The organism is Micromonospora echinofusca, assembly GCF_017614955.1.
GTDB classification, from domain to species: Bacteria; Actinomycetota; Actinomycetes; order Mycobacteriales; family Micromonosporaceae; genus Micromonospora; species Micromonospora echinofusca_A.
On sequence record NZ_WVUH01000162.1, the window covers coordinates 1 to 15,724 of the forward strand.

At 73.4% G+C, this 15,724-nt stretch carries 14 protein-coding genes and 1 pseudogene; 11 read left to right on the top strand and 4 right to left on the bottom strand.

What is annotated here, in order from left to right:
* A partial coding sequence (locus GSF22_RS18655) for a globin domain-containing protein (RefSeq protein WP_208814905.1) occupies positions 1 to 945 on the bottom strand: 945 nt, incomplete at its 3' end.
* A 151-nt stretch (positions 946 to 1,096) separates the two neighbouring features.
* Between GSF22_RS18655 and GSF22_RS18660 the strand changes: the two genes are divergently transcribed.
* From GSF22_RS18660 to GSF22_RS18680, 5 genes and pseudogenes are all read left to right on the top strand, one after another.
* Entirely contained in the window at positions 1,097 to 1,534 is a 438-nt protein-coding gene (locus tag GSF22_RS18660; protein WP_208814906.1) for an RrF2 family transcriptional regulator, read from the top strand.
* Between the two features lie 123 nt (positions 1,535 to 1,657).
* Entirely contained in the window at positions 1,658 to 2,020 is a 363-nt protein-coding gene (locus GSF22_RS18665; protein ID WP_208814907.1) for a YciI family protein, read from the top strand.
* A pseudogene (locus GSF22_RS18670) lies at positions 2,017 to 4,182 on the top strand (nicotinate-nucleotide--dimethylbenzimidazole phosphoribosyltransferase); the annotation flags it as partial. The gene GSF22_RS18665 and the pseudogene GSF22_RS18670, both read left to right, overlap by 4 nt.
* Positions 4,183 to 4,234: 52 nt before the next feature.
* Entirely contained in the window at positions 4,235 to 5,008 is a 774-nt protein-coding gene (gene cobS, locus GSF22_RS18675) for an adenosylcobinamide-GDP ribazoletransferase (RefSeq protein WP_208814909.1), read from the top strand.
* Between the two features lie 113 nt (positions 5,009 to 5,121).
* Positions 5,122 to 6,453 carry a DUF2314 domain-containing protein gene (locus tag GSF22_RS18680; RefSeq protein ID WP_208814910.1) on the top strand — a complete coding sequence of 444 codons (1,332 nt, stop codon included), beginning with the start codon at positions 5,122 to 5,124 and terminating at the stop codon, positions 6,451 to 6,453.
* A 27-nt stretch (positions 6,454 to 6,480) separates the two neighbouring features.
* On the opposite strand, the gene gcvT is transcribed toward GSF22_RS18680, so the two are convergent.
* On the bottom strand, positions 6,481 to 7,611 hold the full coding sequence (gene gcvT, locus GSF22_RS18685; RefSeq protein WP_208814911.1) for a glycine cleavage system aminomethyltransferase GcvT: 1,131 nt from the start codon (positions 7,609 to 7,611) through the stop codon (positions 6,481 to 6,483).
* A gap of 160 nt (positions 7,612 to 7,771) precedes the next feature.
* Between gcvT and GSF22_RS18690 the strand changes: the two genes are divergently transcribed.
* Positions 7,772 to 9,352, top strand: coding sequence for a leucyl aminopeptidase (locus GSF22_RS18690; RefSeq protein ID WP_208814912.1), 1,581 nt, complete (start codon positions 7,772 to 7,774; stop codon positions 9,350 to 9,352).
* A 177-nt stretch (positions 9,353 to 9,529) separates the two neighbouring features.
* Here GSF22_RS18690 and GSF22_RS18695 read toward each other — a convergent pair whose 3' ends face one another.
* Positions 9,530 to 9,865, bottom strand: coding sequence for a hypothetical protein (locus tag GSF22_RS18695; RefSeq protein ID WP_208814913.1), 336 nt, complete (start codon positions 9,863 to 9,865; stop codon positions 9,530 to 9,532).
* 175 nt (positions 9,866 to 10,040) lie between these two features.
* Here GSF22_RS18695 and lpdA point away from each other — a divergent pair, with 175 nt between their 5' ends.
* The 5 genes from lpdA (at position 10,041) to GSF22_RS18720 (ending at position 14,821) form a co-directional block, all read left to right on the top strand.
* On the top strand, positions 10,041 to 11,429 hold the full coding sequence (lpdA, locus tag GSF22_RS18700; RefSeq protein WP_208814914.1) for a dihydrolipoyl dehydrogenase: 1,389 nt from the start codon (positions 10,041 to 10,043) through the stop codon (positions 11,427 to 11,429).
* A gap of 73 nt (positions 11,430 to 11,502) precedes the next feature.
* Positions 11,503 to 13,335 carry a 2-oxoglutarate dehydrogenase, E2 component, dihydrolipoamide succinyltransferase gene (sucB, locus tag GSF22_RS18705; protein WP_208814915.1) on the top strand — a complete coding sequence of 611 codons (1,833 nt, stop codon included), beginning with the start codon at positions 11,503 to 11,505 and terminating at the stop codon, positions 13,333 to 13,335.
* A gap of 166 nt (positions 13,336 to 13,501) precedes the next feature.
* Positions 13,502 to 13,771: a type II toxin-antitoxin system Phd/YefM family antitoxin gene (locus GSF22_RS18710; protein ID WP_208814916.1), complete on the top strand. Its 270-nt coding sequence runs from the start codon at positions 13,502 to 13,504 to the stop codon at positions 13,769 to 13,771.
* 16 nt (positions 13,772 to 13,787) lie between these two features.
* A complete protein-coding gene (locus GSF22_RS18715; protein WP_244367681.1) occupies positions 13,788 to 14,177 on the top strand; it encodes a type II toxin-antitoxin system VapC family toxin in 390 nt (129 codons plus the stop codon).
* A 92-nt stretch (positions 14,178 to 14,269) separates the two neighbouring features.
* Positions 14,270 to 14,821 carry a hemerythrin domain-containing protein gene (locus tag GSF22_RS18720; protein WP_208814918.1) on the top strand — a complete coding sequence of 184 codons (552 nt, stop codon included), beginning with the start codon at positions 14,270 to 14,272 and terminating at the stop codon, positions 14,819 to 14,821.
* A 48-nt stretch (positions 14,822 to 14,869) separates the two neighbouring features.
* On the opposite strand, the gene GSF22_RS18725 is transcribed toward GSF22_RS18720, so the two are convergent.
* Positions 14,870 to 15,421, bottom strand: a complete 552-nt coding sequence (locus GSF22_RS18725; RefSeq protein ID WP_208814919.1) for a hypothetical protein — start codon at positions 15,419 to 15,421, stop codon at positions 14,870 to 14,872.
* Between the last annotated feature and the right edge of the window lie 303 nt (positions 15,422 to 15,724).

Genomic DNA, 15,724 nt, shown 5'->3' on the forward strand with positions numbered 1-15,724 from the left:
GTGCCGGCGCAGCGGGTGGGTGTCCGGTGACCGGTCCGCGTGCACCAGGGTGACCGGCCGCTTCGGGTCGTGCACGACGAGGTGCTCCAGGGCCGCCATCGCCGGGGTGACGCCGATGCCCGCGCTGACCAGCAGCAGTGGACCGGTACCCGCGACCGCGTCGATGTCGCCGAACGGCGGGCTGAGCCGGAGGGTGTCACCGACCGCCACCCGGTCGTGCAGGTGGCCGGAGACGGTGCCGGCGGGCCGGCCGCCCTCGGGCCGCAGCCGCTTGACGGTGATCTGCCAGGTGCCGGCCTGGGGCGGGCCGGAGAGGCTGTACTGCCGGATCTGCTGTCCCCGGTCCGCGCCGAGGTCCACCGCGACCGAGACGTACTGGCCGGGGACGAAGGCCGGTACCGGCCCGTCGTCGGTGGGGGAGAGGGTCAGCGAGAACGCGTCGGCGGTCTCGGTGACCCGGTCGACGACCCGCCAGGTACGCCAGAGGTCGACCGGGTCACCGATCCCCGCGTCGTGGTAGAGCCGCGCCTCGCGGGCGATGAGTTCACAGGCGAAGAGCCAGTAGACCTCGTCCCAGGCGGCGGCGATCTCGGGGGTGACCGCCGGGCCGAGCACGTCGGCTACGGCGTCGAGCAGGTGCCGGCCCACGATGGTGTACTGCGCGGGGGTGATGCCGAGGGAGACGTGCTTGTGGGCGATCCGTTCCAGGACCGGCTGCCACGGCATGGTGCTCTCGCCGAGCAGGTGACCGGCGTACGCCACGACGGCGCCGGCGAGGGCCTGCTTCTGCTCCCCGGTGGCCTGGTTGCCCCGGTTGAACACGTTGAGCAGTTCCGGGTGGGCGCGGAACATCCGGGGGTAGAAGTTGCCGGTGATCTGCTCGCCGTGACTGCGGACCACCGGCAGGGTGGCGGCGACGACGGGGGCTGATGCTGCCGAGAGCATGACCTCTCCTTCTGTTCGTGCGCGACCGCGCGCTAAAGAGGTAGATCAAGTACCTCTTTTGTGAGTCTAGTGTGTGCCGACCGCCCGCCGTTGCCGTCTGCGGCCTCCGGTGATGTGCGGTACGCCTCACCCGCTGGCTATCGTCGGTGCCGTGAAGCTCAACCGTTCCACCGACATGGCGTTACGGGTGGTCATGCTGGCCGGCGCCCGGGGCGGCCGGCTGACCGTGGAGGAACTCGCCACGGACCTGGCACTGCCCCGTAACCACGTCGCCAAGCTGGTCCAACGGTTGCAGCGGATGGAGGTACTGGTCACCGTCCGGGGGCGGACCGGCGGTGTCGAGTTGGCCCCCGGCGCGTTGCGGCTCACCGTCGGCCACCTGGTACGGGCCTTCGAGGGCGCCGACGAGATCGTCGACTGCACCCAGCCGCCCTGCCCGCTGCGCAGCGCCTGCCGGCTGCGGAGCACCCTGCGCCGGGCGCAGCTGGCGTTTCTCGCCGCCCTCGACGAGGTGACCCTGGAGGATCTGATCGCGACACCGACCGGGCCGCTGCTGCTCGGCCTCCCGCTGCCCGCCGGCCAGCCCTGACCCGGTGCCGGCTGGCGGGTTTTTCGGGCCGGTGCCCCTCGGATGTAGAGACGGACGGCCCGGCTCCGTCTGTGGGGTGACGACGCACCGGGCCGGTGCGCACGACGGAGAGGACGGAAGACCGTGAAGTACCTGCTGATGATCTACGGCAACCAGGAGAAGTGGGACTCGTACCCGGCCGAGTCGTGGCCGGAGGAGGTCGCCAAGCAGGACGCGTTCAACCGCCGGTACCGGGAGAGCGGCGAACTGATCGGCGCGTACGGGCTGGCCGACGCCGCAGCCGCCCGGCTGGTGCGGCGAGCCGACGGCGTGCCCGCCGTCACCGACGGCCCCTACCTGGAGACCAAGGAGTACATGGCGAGCTTCTACCTGCTCGACTGCGAGAACGAACAGCGGGCGTACGAGATCGCCGCCGACATGCCGTGGGCGGACAGCGCGCCGGTCGAGGTGTGGCCGATCCTGCACGAGGCCGCCGCCGACCGGTGAGCTCCGGTACGGGGGTCGAGGACCTGCTGCGCGAGCTCGCGCCGCAGGTCCTCGGTGCGCTCGTCCGCCGGTACGGGCAGTTCGACGCCTGTGAGGACGCCGTCCAGGAGGCGTTGCTGCGGGCCGCCGAGCGCTGGCCCGCCGACGGGCCACCGGACAACCCCCGGGGCTGGCTGATCACGGTGGCGTCCCACCGGTTCCTCGACGAGGTCCGTGGTGACCAGGCCCGCCAACGCCGCGAGTACGCCACCTTCGTGGCCACGCCGCAGGCCGAACTGCTCGGCCGACCGGCTGACGCCGACCCGGTGGTCGACCGGGACGACTCGCTCGCCCTGCTCTTCCTCTGCTGCCACCCGGCACTGTCGCCGTCCAGCCGGATCGCGCTGACCCTGCGCGCGGTCGGTGGTCTGGGTACCGCGCAGATCGCGGCGGCGTTCCTGGTGCCGGAGGCGACGATGGCGCAGCGGATCAGCCGGGCCAAGCAGAGCATCCGCACCAGCGGGGACCGGTTCGCCCCGCCGGAGGCCGCCGACCGGACGGAGCGGCTTCGGGCCGTCCGGCACGTGCTCTACCTGATGTTCAACGAGGGCTACACGGCGAGCACCGGACCCGACCTGACCGTCCCGCAACTGTCCCGCGAGGCGATCCGGCTGACCACCTGGCTGCGTCGGCTGCTGCCCGACGACAGCGAGGTGACCGGGCTGCTGGCCCTGATGCTGCTCACCGAGGCCCGCCGTCCCGCGCGTACCGGCCCGGACGGGGCACTGGTGCCGCTGGCCGAGCAGGACCGCACCCGGTGGGACCGCCGGCTCGTCGCAACGGGCACCGACCTGGTCGCCGAGGCGCTGACCCGGGGACCGGTCGGCCCCTACCAGCTCCAGGCGGCCATCGCGGCCCTGCACGACGAGGCGGCCAGCGTGGCCACGACCGACTGGCCGCAGATCCTCGCGCTCTACGAACTTTTGGAAAAGGTCGCTCCGGGCCCGGTGGTGACCCTCAACCGCGCGGTCGCCGTCGCCATGGTGCACGGTCCGGCCGCCGGCCTGGACCTGCTGGAGACGCTGGCCGCCGACCGCCGGCCGGGTACCGGCCTGGGCGTGCTGGAACGGGTCGTCGGGTTCGCGGCGGCCACCCAGGGCACCCCGACCCCGGCACCGTGGGGCACGGTACGCGTCCTGCTGCTGCACGGTGACCACACCGGTGGGGCCGCCGCGGGTACGGTGCCCGGCGAGTCGACCCGCCGGGCCGACCAGGCACGGGCCGGTGTCGGGCCGCTGGCCCGGCTGGCCGCCGAGAGCGGCGCGGGTCTCCAGGTGGTCGACGCGCCGACCGCCGCGCCGATCGAGGAGGGTCCGGCGTTGACCGCCGAGGCGGTCGAGTCGGCCCTGCGCTACGGCTGGCGGCTCGCCGACGAGGCGGCCGATGCCGGGGTCCAGTTGCTCGTGATCGGGGCGTGCGGCGCGGGTGCCGAGACCGCAGCGGCGGCGGTGCTCGCCGCGACCGCGGGCGCGGAGGCCCCGGCGGTGCTCGCCCGGGTCGTCAACCCCGGCGGTCACGTCGACGACAACGCCTGGATGGTGCGCTGCGCGGCGGTCCGGGACAGCCTGCGGCGGATCCGCAGCTCGTCCCGGACGGCCAAGGAGATCCTGGCCGAGCTGGGCGGTGGGGACATCACGGTCGCGACCGGGGTGCTGCTCGGCGCGGCGGCCCGGCGGCTGCCGGTCCTGCTCGACGGGCCGGTCGGCCTGGCGGCCGGTCTGGTCAGCCGGGACCTCGCCGGGCAGGCCCGGCACTGGTGCCTGCTGCCCGACCACGGCGGTCACCCGGCGGTCTCCCTCGCCGCCGACGTGCTCGGCCTGACCCCGCTGCTGGACCTGCGCCTCGGCCTCGGCGAGGGGGCGAACGCGCTGGCCGCGCTGCCGCTGCTGCGGTCGGTGCTGGCCCTGGCCGCCGCCCTTCCGGCGCACCCCGCCCTGGCCGGTCCGGAGCCGGACGCGCCGGACGACGGGTCGGACGGCCACCCACCCGCCGGGGAGGACGAGCCGGACTTCACCGAGCCGGAGCCGGCCGGTCCGGGGCCGACCAGCACCGGACCCGACCGGCCGACCGGCACCGGGCCGGACACCGACGGGTCGGACGACCCGGCAGGTCGCGGGTCCACCGGCATCGACCCGATCGACCGGGCCGGCGTCGACGGGGCGAGCGCCGCCTGGCGTGCCGGCTGACCGGCGGCTGGTCGACGGCGTACGGCTGGCCCTCACCACCTTCACCACGTTCCCGGTCCGGTCCGGCCGGATCGACCGGGCGGTGGCCGGGGTCGCGATCTCCCTCGCCCCCGCCGTGGGCCTGCTGCTCGGTCTGCTCCTCGGGGCGCTGCTGACCGGGCTGGTCACGGCCGGCACCACCGCCCTGCTGGCCGCTGCGGTGACGGTCACCGCAGCCGCCCTGGGCACCCGGGGGCTGCACCTGGACGGGCTGGCCGACACCGTCGACGCCCTCGGGTCGTACCGGTCCGGCCCGGGCGCGCTGGAGATCATGAAGAAGCCGGACGTCGGCCCGTTCGGAGTGGCCGCGCTGGTGCTCGTACTCCTGATGCAGGTCGCGGCGCTCACCGCGCTGGCCGACCGGCCCCCGGCCGCGACGCTCGCCGCGGTGGTCACCGCCGTCGCCGCCGGCCGGCTGGGCGTCGGGCTGGCCTGCCGGCGCGGGGTGCCGGCGGCCCGGCCGGACGGGCTGGGCGCCCTGGTCGCCGGCACCGTCGGCCGGCCGGCCCTGGTCGCCGGCACGACCGTGGTCGGGCTCGCCGCGCTGGCGGCCGTGCCGGGCCGCCCGTGGCAGGGCCCGCTCGCCGTCCTCGTCGCCCTCGCCGCCGTGGTGCTGCTGCTGCGCCACGTGGTACGCCGGCTCGGCGGGATCACCGGCGACGTGCTCGGCGCCGTGGTGGAGATCACCACCACCCTGGTCCTGCTGCTGCTCGTGCCGCGCTGACCGGTGCCGGTGGCCCGCTCCGGTCCGGCTTCACCGGTGATCGGCGCAGCGGTCGGCCGGCCGCCGGGTAGCGTTTCGGTGACAGCACCGGCGACGTCTCGTGGGGGACGACAATGCTCATCACGGACGACTTCCTGCCCGTTCCGGTACCGGAGTCGCTGACCGCGACCTACCTGGTACCGCTGACCGGCCTGCCGCCCACCAGTCCCCGGCGGGCGGTCGAGGCCCTCGCCGGCCGGATCGCCGAGCCGGTGCACGGCCTGGCCCGGCAGATGCTGGACAGTCCGCTGCTGAGCGTGGACACCCGCTCGATGAGCGAGTTCCCCCGGCTGCCCCCGGATCTGCTCACCGCGTTCGGGGCGAGCCCCGAGCAGCTCGCCCGGCTCGGTGAGGCGACCCACCTGGTGGTGGTGCAGGCCGAGTACCGGCCGGGCTGGCCGCCGGCACACGAGTGGGCCGCCCGGGCGGTCGCGGCGGCGATGGCCGACCAGGTCGGCGGGAACGTCGTCGACGTCTTCGGACTCCAGTTCCTCACCCCGGAGGCGGCGCTGCGCTCGCTGCCCGACGAGCGGGGCCGGGTCCGCCTGGTCGACTGGGTGCTGGTGCCGTACTCGTCGGACGCCGACGGGCTCTGGTTCACCACCAAGGGGCTGCGTCGCTTCGGGCTGATGGAGTTGCAGGTGCAGGGGGTGCCGGACCACCTCACCCGGGCCTGGGGGGCGGTGATGACCGGGGCGGCCCGGCGGCTGCTGCGCACCTTCACCGACGGGATCGCCACCGAGGAGGTGCCCGCGTTCGTGCAGCTGCCGGTGCTGGCCACCATCACCGGGCACGACATCGCGGTGGCGTACGGCAGCCCGGAGCAGCAGGTGACGACGGCGCCGGTGCTGCTGCGGCTGGAGCTGGACCCGGCGACCGACCCGGACGCGGACTCCTTCCTCAGCCTGCGGCCACCGGCCGGACACACCGGCCCACCCGGGCGGTACTTCGCGGCGGTCTGCGCCACCCTGTTCGGCGCCGGTGCCGGTGCGGGGCAGCCGGACATCCAGTACGCCCGGCCGGGCGACGCGATGGCCCGGGCGGTGGCGACCGCCCGGGAGGGGCTGCCGGCCGTCCGGCGCCGGTTCCTCGCCGGCGACCTGTCCGACGGTACGCAGCTCGTGGTCAAGTACGGGCTGCCGACCGAGGACGGTCCGGAGTTCGTCTGGGCGGGGGTACGGTCCTGGCCGTCACCGGACCGGATCGTCGGGACCAGCGCCAGCGACGCCACCACCGATCCCACCATCCGCATCGGCGCTCCGGTGGTGGTCGCCGCCGCCGAGGTGGTCGACTGGGCGCTGCTCGGCGACGGCGGGGTGATCGAGGGCGGCTGGACCCAGGCGGTGCTGGACGCCGGCCACCGGGACGGCGGGGCGCCGGACGCCGGCCACCGGGACGGCGGGTGACGGCAGGCCGGGCGCGCCGACGGCCGGCTACTTCACCGACGGCGTGACGAAGGGCGGGCGGACCACGCGTACCGCCGCCCGCCGGCCCCGTACGTCCAGGTCGACGGTGTCGCCGTCGGCGATGCCGGCCGCCGTGTCGATCAGGGCCAGGGCGATGCCCACCTTGCGGGTCGGGGAGAAGGTGCCACTGGTCACCGTGCCGATCGCGGTGTCCCCCGCGTACACGGTCATCCCCGCCCGGGGGATGCCCCGGTCGACCGCCTCCAGCCCGCGCAGGGTGCGGCGGGGACCGGCGGCCTTCTCGGCCAGCAGCGCGTCCCGACCCCAGAAGGCCGGCTTCTGCCACCCGACCGCCCAGCCGGAGCGGCCCTGCACCGGGGTGATCTCCAGGGAGAGGTCCTGGCCGTGCAGCGGGTAGCCCATCTCGGTGCGCAGGGTGTCCCGGGCACCCAGACCGCAGGCCCGCAACCCGTACGCGGTCCCGGCGGCGTGCAGCGCGTCCCAGACGGCGACGGCCGACCCGGCGGGTACCACGAGTTCGTAGCCGTGCTCGCCGGTGTAGCCGGTCCGGCAGACCACCACCTCGGCGCCGTCCAGCGTGCCCACCGAGAAGCTCATGTACTCGTGCCCGGTGGGCAGGCCGAGCTTGTCGAGCAGGTCCGCCGACTGCGGCCCCTGCACGGCCAGTACGGCGTACGCCTCGTGCTCGTCGGTCACCGTCACCGACGGCGGGGCGGCGGCCCGCAGCCGGCGGACCACCTCGGCGGTGTTCGCCGCGTTCGGCACGAGGAAGACGTGGTCGTCGGCGTACCGGTAGGCGATGATGTCGTCCACCACGCCGCCGGTCGCGTCGTCGCAGCAGAGGGTGTACTGCGCCTTGCCGGCCGTGATCCGGTCCAGGTCGTTGGTCAGGCAGGCGTTGACGAAGTCGACCGCCCCGGGGCCGGTGACCCGGGCCTTGCCGAGGTGGGACACGTCGAAGACGCCGACCGCCGTCCGTACCGCGGTGTGTTCGGCGAGCACCCCGCCCCCGGCGTACTCCAGGGGCATCTGCCAGCCGCCGAAGGCGGCGAACTTGGCACCCAGTGCGGCGTGCCGCTCGTGCAGCGGGGAACGGCGCAGCGGGGCAACGGGAACGTCGGCGGTCACGTCGGTCATGGGTGGCAACTTACCGGGGGTATCCCCGCTGGTTAGCATCGCGTCATTCCTCCGACGCCAGTCGGTAGGACAGCCCGGGGTCCGGCGGGTAGGTTGCGCCGGAGACCTTCGTCGCCGGTCCGCGCACAACGCGACCGGCCTGCCAGTCCGGAGACGCCGAGTGACATCGTCCAGCACCACCCTGAGCCTGGTCGACACCGACCCCGCCGAGCTTGCCGTCGATGCGATCGTCATCGGCGTACACAGCCAGACGACCGGGTCGGACGAGCCCGCCGGGAATGGCAGCTACGCCGCGACCCTGCTGCTGGCCAGCGGCGCGGAGAGCATCGCTGCCGCGTTCGACGGCAAACTGACCGAGACCCTGGCGCTGCTCGGCGCCACCGGGAGTCCCGGCGAGGTGATCAAGCTCGCCACGCTGGGTACGGTCACCGCCCCCCTGGTGGCCGCGGTCGGCCTCGGTCCCGAGCCGACCGGCGCCGCACCGGCACCGGAGACGCTGCGCCGCGCGGCGGGCGCCGCGGTCCGGGCCCTGGCCGGGGCCGGACGGGTGGCGCTGACCCTGCCGCTGCCCGACGACACCGACGCACCGGCCGCGTTGCGGGCGGTCGCCGAGGGCGCCCTGCTGGGCGGTTACCGTTTCGCCGGCTACAAGACCCGGCCGCAGCCGACCCGTCGGGCACCCGTCGCCGAGGTGGCGGTGCACGTACCGGACGCCGCCGACCCGGCCGCGCAGGCCGAGGTGGTCCGGGCCCGGACGGTGACCGCCGCGGTGCGGTTGACCCGGGACTGGGTCAACATGGCGCCGAACGAGCTGCGTCCGCCGAGCTTCGCCGACGCGGTCGCGTCGGCGGCGCGGGAGGCCGGCCTCGGTGTCGAGGTGCTCGACGAGGCCGCCCTGGCGGCCGGCGGTTACGGCGGCATCGTCGCGGTCGGCCAAGGCTCGGAGGCCCCGCCCCGGCTGGTCAAGCTCAGCTACACGCCGGAGGGTGGCGGTTCCGGCAAGACCGTCGCGCTGGTCGGCAAGGGGATCACCTTCGATACCGGCGGTATCACCATCAAGCCGGCGCAGGGCATGTGGGAGATGAAGTCCGACATGGGCGGCGCGGCGGCGGTCGGCGGGGCGATGCTGGCCATCGCGGCGCTCAAGCCGGCGGTGACGGTGCACGCGTACCTGCCGATGGCGGAGAACATGCCGTCCGGCACCGCGTACCGCCCCGGTGACGTGATCACCATGTTCAACGGCAAGCGGGTCGAGGTGCTCAACACCGACGCCGAGGGGCGGATGATCCTCGGTGACGCGATGGCGCGGGCCTGCGCGGACGGCTGCGACTACCTGCTGGAGACGTCGACCCTGACCGGCGGTCAGGTGGTCGCCCTGGGCAAGCGGGTCGCCGGGGTGATGGGTACGCCGGAACTCTGCGAGCGGGTCCGGGTGGCCGGTGAGACGGTCGGTGAGCCGGCGTGGCCGATGCCGCTGCCGGAGGACGTCCGCAAGGGCATGGACTCCGACGTGGCGGACATCTCCCAGGTCAACGCGGGTATGGACCGGGCCGGCCACATGCTCCAGGGCGGGGTGTTCCTGCGTGAGTTCGTCACCGACGAGGTCCCCTGGGCGCACATCGACATCGCCGGACCGAGCTACCACGTCGGCGAGCCGTTCGGCTACTGGACCAAGGGCGGCACCGGCGTACCGGTACGGACGCTGCTCGAACTGGTCGAGGACATCGCGGCGAACGGCTGACCCGGTTGTGCGACGGTACCGACCCCGGCCCCGGCGGCCGGGGTCGCTGCCGTTACGGGGTCGGTGCGGTTACCGGACCGGTGCCGTTACGGGATCGGTGCCGTTACGGGATCGGTGCCGTCGCGGGGTGAGTGCCGTCGCGGGCGCGCCACGCGCCTGCGGCGCCCGGCCGGGGGATCAGTACCGCTCGGGGCGGCGCTTGCGGCGCTCGTTGAAGTCCCGCATCCGCTGCGGGTACCCGACCAGGCGCACGTCGTAGATCGGGATGCCGAGCCGGTGGGCGAACCGGCGCGCCCCCTCCGGGGAGTCCACCCGGCGGCGGGTCCACTCGCCGTCGAAGGCGATCAGCATGACGGTCGTCTCGGTCACCGTGGTGCGCGGTTCGATGAACGCCTCGACCCCGGTCCGGGAGCGGACGAACTGTTCGAGGTGGTCCAGGTCGGCGCGGGTGGCGCCCCGGTCCCCGGAGGCCGTGCCCCCGTCGGGTCGCCTGCGTCGTCGGAACAGGCCCACCGGGCATCCCCTCCATGTGCCGTCGTCGAAGCCTGCGGCAAGCGTACGTCCGTCGAACGTGTCGTTGGGCACCTCGTGACGCGGCCCCGGCGGACAAGTGACAAGATGACCGAGGCGAGTATGCCCGTTTCCCTGGCATGACCCTCGTAGCAGCGACGCGACCTGGGAGTTAACTGTGAGCGAGCCGAACGACGCGACCTTCGACGTTGTCATTCTCGGAGGTGGTAGTGGCGGCTATGCCGCAGCCCTGCGCGCCGCCCAACTGGACCTGTCGGTCGCGTTGATCGAGAAGGGCAAGCTGGGCGGGACCTGCCTGCACAACGGCTGCATCCCGACCAAGGCGCTGCTGCACGCCGCCGAGATCGCCGACAACACCCGCGAGTCGGAGCAGTTCGGGGTCAAGGCCGAACTGGTCGGCATCGACATGGCCGGGGTCAACGCGTACAAGGACGGGGTGGTCTCCCGGCTCTACAAGGGCCTCCAGGGCCTGGTCAAGGGCGCGAAGATCACCTATGTCGAGGGCACCGGCAAGCTGGTCGGCAAGGACACCGTCGAGGTCGACGGCAAGCGCTACACCGGCCGGAACGTGATCCTGGCCACCGGCTCGTACGCGCGCAGCCTGCCCGGGCTGGACGTCGACGGCGAGCGGATCATCACCAGCGACCACGCGCTGCGGCTGGACCGGGTCCCGTCCTCCGCGATCGTGCTGGGCGGTGGCGTGATCGGCGTGGAGTTCGCCAGCGTGTGGCGCTCCTTCGGGGTGGACGTGACCATCATCGAGGCGCTGCCCCGGCTGGTCGCCGCCGAGGACGAGGAGTCGTCGAAGGCGCTGGAGCGGGCGTTCCGCAAGCGGAAGATCAACTTCAAGGTGGGCAAGCCGTTCGAGAAGGTCGAGAAGACCGACTCCGGCGTGAAGGTCACCATCGCCGGTGGCGAGACCGTCGAGGCCGAGCTGCTGCTGGTCGCGGTGGGCCGGGGTCCGGTCACCGCCGACCTGGGCTACGAGCAGCAGGGCATCCGGCTCGACCGGGGTTACGTGCTGACCGACGAGCGGCTGCGGACCGGGGTCGGCAACATCTACGCCGTCGGTGACATCGTGCCGGGGCTCCAGCTCGCGCACCGCGGCTTCCAGCAGGGCATCTTCGTCGCCGAGGAGATCGCCGGGCTCAACCCCGCCGTGATCGACGAGGCCGGCATCCCGCGCGTCACCTACTCCGACCCGGAGCTGGCGTCGGTCGGTCTCACCGAGGCCAAGGCCAAGGAGCAGTACGGCGCCGACAAGGTCAAGGTCTACAACTACAACCTCGGCGGCAACGGCAAGAGCCAGATCCTCAGGACGGCCGGCTTCGTCAAGCTCGTCCGGGTGGAGGACGGCCCGGTGGTCGGTGTGCACATGGTCGGCGCCCGGGTCGGCGAGATGATCGGCGAGGCCCAGCTCATCTACAACTGGGAGGCCTACCCGGCCGAGGTGGCGCAGCTCGTGCACGCGCACCCCACCCAGAACGAGGCCCTCGGCGAGGCGCACCTGGCTCTCGCCGGCAAGCCGCTGCACGCGCATGCCTGACCACACCTATTCCGCGACGTCCGGCGGCAGCGCGGGCGACGTTCGCACCAGGGGATTGAAGGAGTCGTAGAAGATGCCGGTATCGGTCACCATGCCCCGGCTTGGCGAGAGCGTCACTGAGGGTACCGTCACGCGCTGGCTGAAGCAGGAGGGCGAGCGGGTCGAGGTCGACGAGCCGCTGCTCGAGGTCTCGACCGACAAGGTCGACACGGAGATCCCCTCGCCCGCAGCCGGCGTGCTCAGCCGGATCGTGGTGGGCGAGGACGAGACCGCCGAGGTCGGCAGCGAGCTGGCGGTCATCGCCGGTGAGGGCGAGTCGGCCGAGCCCGCCGGCGGCGCACAGCCCGAGGAGCAGGCCGCCCCGGCCGAGCCGCAGGCGGCCCAGCCGGCCGAGCAGCCGCAGGCCGCCGCCGAGGAGCCGGCGCCGCAGGCCGAGGCCGCCCCGGCTGCCGAGGGCACCGCGGTGAAGATGCCCGCCCTCGGGGAGAGCGTCACCGAGGGTACGGTCACCCGCTGGCTCAAGGAGGTCGGCGACACCGTCGAGGTCGACGAGCCGCTGCTGGAGGTCTCCACCGACAAGGTCGACACGGAGATCCCCTCCCCGGTCGCCGGTACCCTGCTGGAGATCAAGGTCGCCCAGGACGAGACCGCTCCGGTCGGTGCCGACCTGGCGGTGATCGGTGCCGCCGGTGCCGCGCCCAAGGCGGAGCCGAAGCCCGAGGCCAAGCCGGAGCCGGCCCCGCAGGCGGAGGCGAAGCCCGAGCCGAAGCCGGCCCCGCAGGCCGAGCCGAAGGCTGCCGAGCCGACGCCGGGCCTGTCGTACAACGAGCCCGCCGCCGAGGCCGAGACGGCTGCCCAGCCGGCCCGGACCGAGCAGGCCGCGCAGCCGGCCGCCCCGACCGCGACGCCGCAGCGCCCGTCGGCACCGGCCCAGGGTGGCGGCGAGGAGGCGGCGGGCTACGTGACCCCGCTGGTCCGCAAGCTCGCCAGCGAGCACGGGGTGGACCTGTCCACGCTGACCGGCACCGGGGTCGGTGGCCGGATCCGGAAGCAGGACGTGCTCGACGCGGCGGAGAAGGCGAAGGCGGCCAAGGCCGCCCCGGCGGCGGCTCCGGCCGCTGCCCCGGCTGCCGCCGCCCCGGCGCCCGCCCAGCCGGCCGCCCGGCCGCAGCCGAGCCCGAAGCGGGGCAGCACCGAGAAGCTGCCCCGGATCCGCGCGGTCATCGCCAAGCGGATGCAGGAGTCGCTGCACGAGATGGCGCAGCTCACCACCGTGGTCGAGGTGGACGTCACCAAGGTGGCCAAGCTGCGGGCCCGGGCCAAGGACGCCTTCCTCGCCCGGCACGGCGTCAAGCTCTCCTTCCTGCCGTTCTTCGCCCTCGCGGCGGTCGAGGCGTTGCAGACCTACCCGGTGGTCAACGCCCGGATGGACCTGGAGGCCGGGACGATCACCTACCCGGACGCCGAGCACCTGGGCATCGCCGTGGACACCGAGCGGGGCCTGATGGTGCCGGTCATCCACGGTGCCGGTGACCTGAACCTGGGCGGCATCGCCCGGCGGATCGCCGACCTGGCCGAGCGCACCCGGACCAACAAGGTCAGCCCGGACGAGCTGGCCGGGGCGACCTTCACGCTGACCAACACCGGCAGCCGGGGCGCGCTCTTCGACACCCCGATCGTGCCGTCGCCGCAGTCGGCGATGCTCGGTACCGGTGCCGTGGTCAAGCGCCCGGTCGTGGTCAACGACCCGGAGCTGGGTGAGGTCATCGCGGTTCGCTCGATGGTCTACCTGGCCCTCTCCTACGACCACCGGCTGGTCGACGGCGCCGACGCGGCCCGTTTCCTGGTGGCGGTCAAGGATCGGCTGGAGGCCGGCAACTTCGAGGCGGAGCTGGGCTTGGCCTGATCCGTCCGGTACACCGTCAGGGGGCGCGTGGCTTCGGCCACGCGCCCCCTTCCGTGCGCCCTGCGCGATGCCGCCCTTTGCTCGGCCGGGGCCACCGGGGAACTCCGCCGGGACCAACAACCAGCTGGCGTAGCACCTTGTAGCACCCTGGGCTAGACTCTGCACCATGGCTGAGCATGCCTCTCGTGAGATCACCCAACGCGAGCTGCGCAACGACTCCGGCGCCATCATGCGCGGCGTCGAGCGCGGGGAGTCGTTCACCATCACACGCAACGGCACACCGATCGGCAGACTCATCCCGCTGCGTCGACGCACCTATGTTCCTCGCGCAGAGGTGATGGCCGCATTCGCGACCGCACCCATGGTCGACCCGGTGAAATTCCGCAGCGATATCGACGACGCCTTCGCACAGGATCCATTCGACCGTGAGTGGTGACCTCCCCTCTCGCGGGTTGATCGACACCAACATCGTCATACATCTCGCCGCTCTCGATCCCGACGAGATGCCGGAGGAGATGGTCGTCTCTGCCGTCACCCTGGCTGAGCTTTCCGCCGGACCGCACCACGCCGACGATGCCCAGGAGCGCGCCCGAAGGACCAGCATCCTCCAGCACACCGAGGCGACCTTCGATCCGCTGCCGTTCGACGCCGAGGCAGCACGGGCCTTTGGCCTGGTTTCCGCAGCGGTCCTGGCCGCCGGTCGCCAGACCCGTCGCCGGATCGCGGACCTGATGATCGCGTCCATTGCGTACACCCACGGGTTGCCGCTCTACACCACCAACCCCGACGATTTCACCGGGCTGGGCGACCTGCTGACGGTGCGTGCGGTACGCCGACCCTGAACGCAGGTTGGCGTAGGATCCGCTCAGCGTCGCGGTGTACCCGGCAAGCAGACCGCCGAGGGCATGGAGGCGCGGGGCAGCATGGGACACACGTGCCACACTCCCACCAGCATGACAACCGGCCGGGCGGCGCCCGGCTGAGCGCGTACGGCCAGCAGTTGATCGAGATCCACCGGTGGCTCCGGGAGGAACTGGCCCGCCTCCGCGAGGGCGTCGAGACGCACCTGGCCGATGGCACCGGTCCACGGACAGGCGATCTGCGGGCCCACTGCCTGGCCTTCTGCGCGGCACTCACCCGGCACCACACAGGCGAGGACGGCGGGGCGTTCCGGGTGCTGGCCGAGCGGGAGCCGGCCCTGCGCCCGGTACTCGCCGAGTTGGCCGCCGACCACGAGGTGGTCGCCGGCATCCTCAGCCGGGTCGAGGAGCTGTTCGCCGCCGACCCGGCAGCCGACCCCGGCGCCACCGGTACCCCCGTCGACCCGCGGCGGGTACGCGCCGAACTGGACGGCCTGGCCGCCCTGCTGGAGTCGCACCTGGTGTACGAGGAGAAGAAGCTGACCGCCGCGCTGGACGCGCTCGACCCGTCGGCCGGTACGACCTCAGAACTGCTGGGCCTCACACCTGTCGAGTACGCCGACTGACCGGCCACCCGGATCCGGCGGGCACGGCCGACGCGCCACCCTTTCCGCTCAGCGCGCCAACTGCTCCAGCGCCCGGGTCGCCAGGTCGACGGCGAGGGACCGCAGGTCGCCCCCGCGCAGGTTCCGGTTGGACACGCCGAGGTTGACGATCAGCAGATCGTCACCGTTCACCTTGGCCATGAGCGTGGCGCCCCGCTGGTACCACCTGGCCCGCTCGCCGATCCCGGCGACCTCCTCACCGCTGGTGGTGAAGTCGAGCTGGTTCGCCGCGTCGAGCTGGTACTGCACGTAGATGGCCGGGGAGGCGTCGTCGTTGCGCAGGTGGTAGGCACAGGAGACGATGCCCGGTCCGGGTTCGGCGCGGACCAGCGGGATGTCCACCCCGGCAGCGTCGGCGACCCCGGCGGCGGTGAGCCGGTTACAGAGATCGGGCAGAAACGTCCCGGCGGCAGCGGTGGTCGCCGCCGGAGCGGCGGTGGGGCCACCACCGACCGCCGGCGGGGACTCCGGCGTGCCTGCGGCGCCACCACAGGCGGCCGTGGTCAGGAGTACGAGCGCGCCGACGACGGTACCGGCTGCGCGGAGGATGACACGGATCATGGCGACATTGAACATCGCGCGCGCCATCGACGCGGTCGCCGCCGACGCGGTCGCCGGGGTCCCGGTCGGCCCGGGCGGGGCACCAGGCGCCCGACCACCCCGACATCCTGCGAACCGGGCGCCCGGCTGGCTGACAGGACCCAGGGATGGACCGTTCGGCCGGTGCGTCAAGATCGTCCACAGTCGAGACTGTGGCCGTGACGTATCAGGACCACTACTCGCCGTGGCAGGGTCGGGAGTCGGGCGCACCGCCCACCCCGGCGCCGCAGTACCTGCCGGCGCCCCTGCCCGCCGCACCCGTAG

Excerpts from the sequence above, each read along its gene's own strand:
- GSF22_RS18680 (WP_208814910.1), top strand. The coding sequence starts at position 5,122 with ATGCTCATCACGGACGACTTCCTGCCCGTTCCGGTACCGGAGTCGCTG.
- gcvT (WP_208814911.1), bottom strand. The coding sequence starts at position 7,611 with ATGACCGACGTGACCGCCGACGTTCCCGTTGCCCCGCTGCGCCGTTCC.
- sucB (WP_208814915.1), top strand. The coding sequence starts at position 11,503 with ATGCCGGTATCGGTCACCATGCCCCGGCTTGGCGAGAGCGTCACTGAG.
- GSF22_RS18710 (WP_208814916.1), top strand. The coding sequence starts at position 13,502 with ATGGCTGAGCATGCCTCTCGTGAGATCACCCAACGCGAGCTGCGCAAC.
- GSF22_RS18725 (WP_208814919.1), bottom strand. The coding sequence starts at position 15,421 with ATGATCCGTGTCATCCTCCGCGCAGCCGGTACCGTCGTCGGCGCGCTC.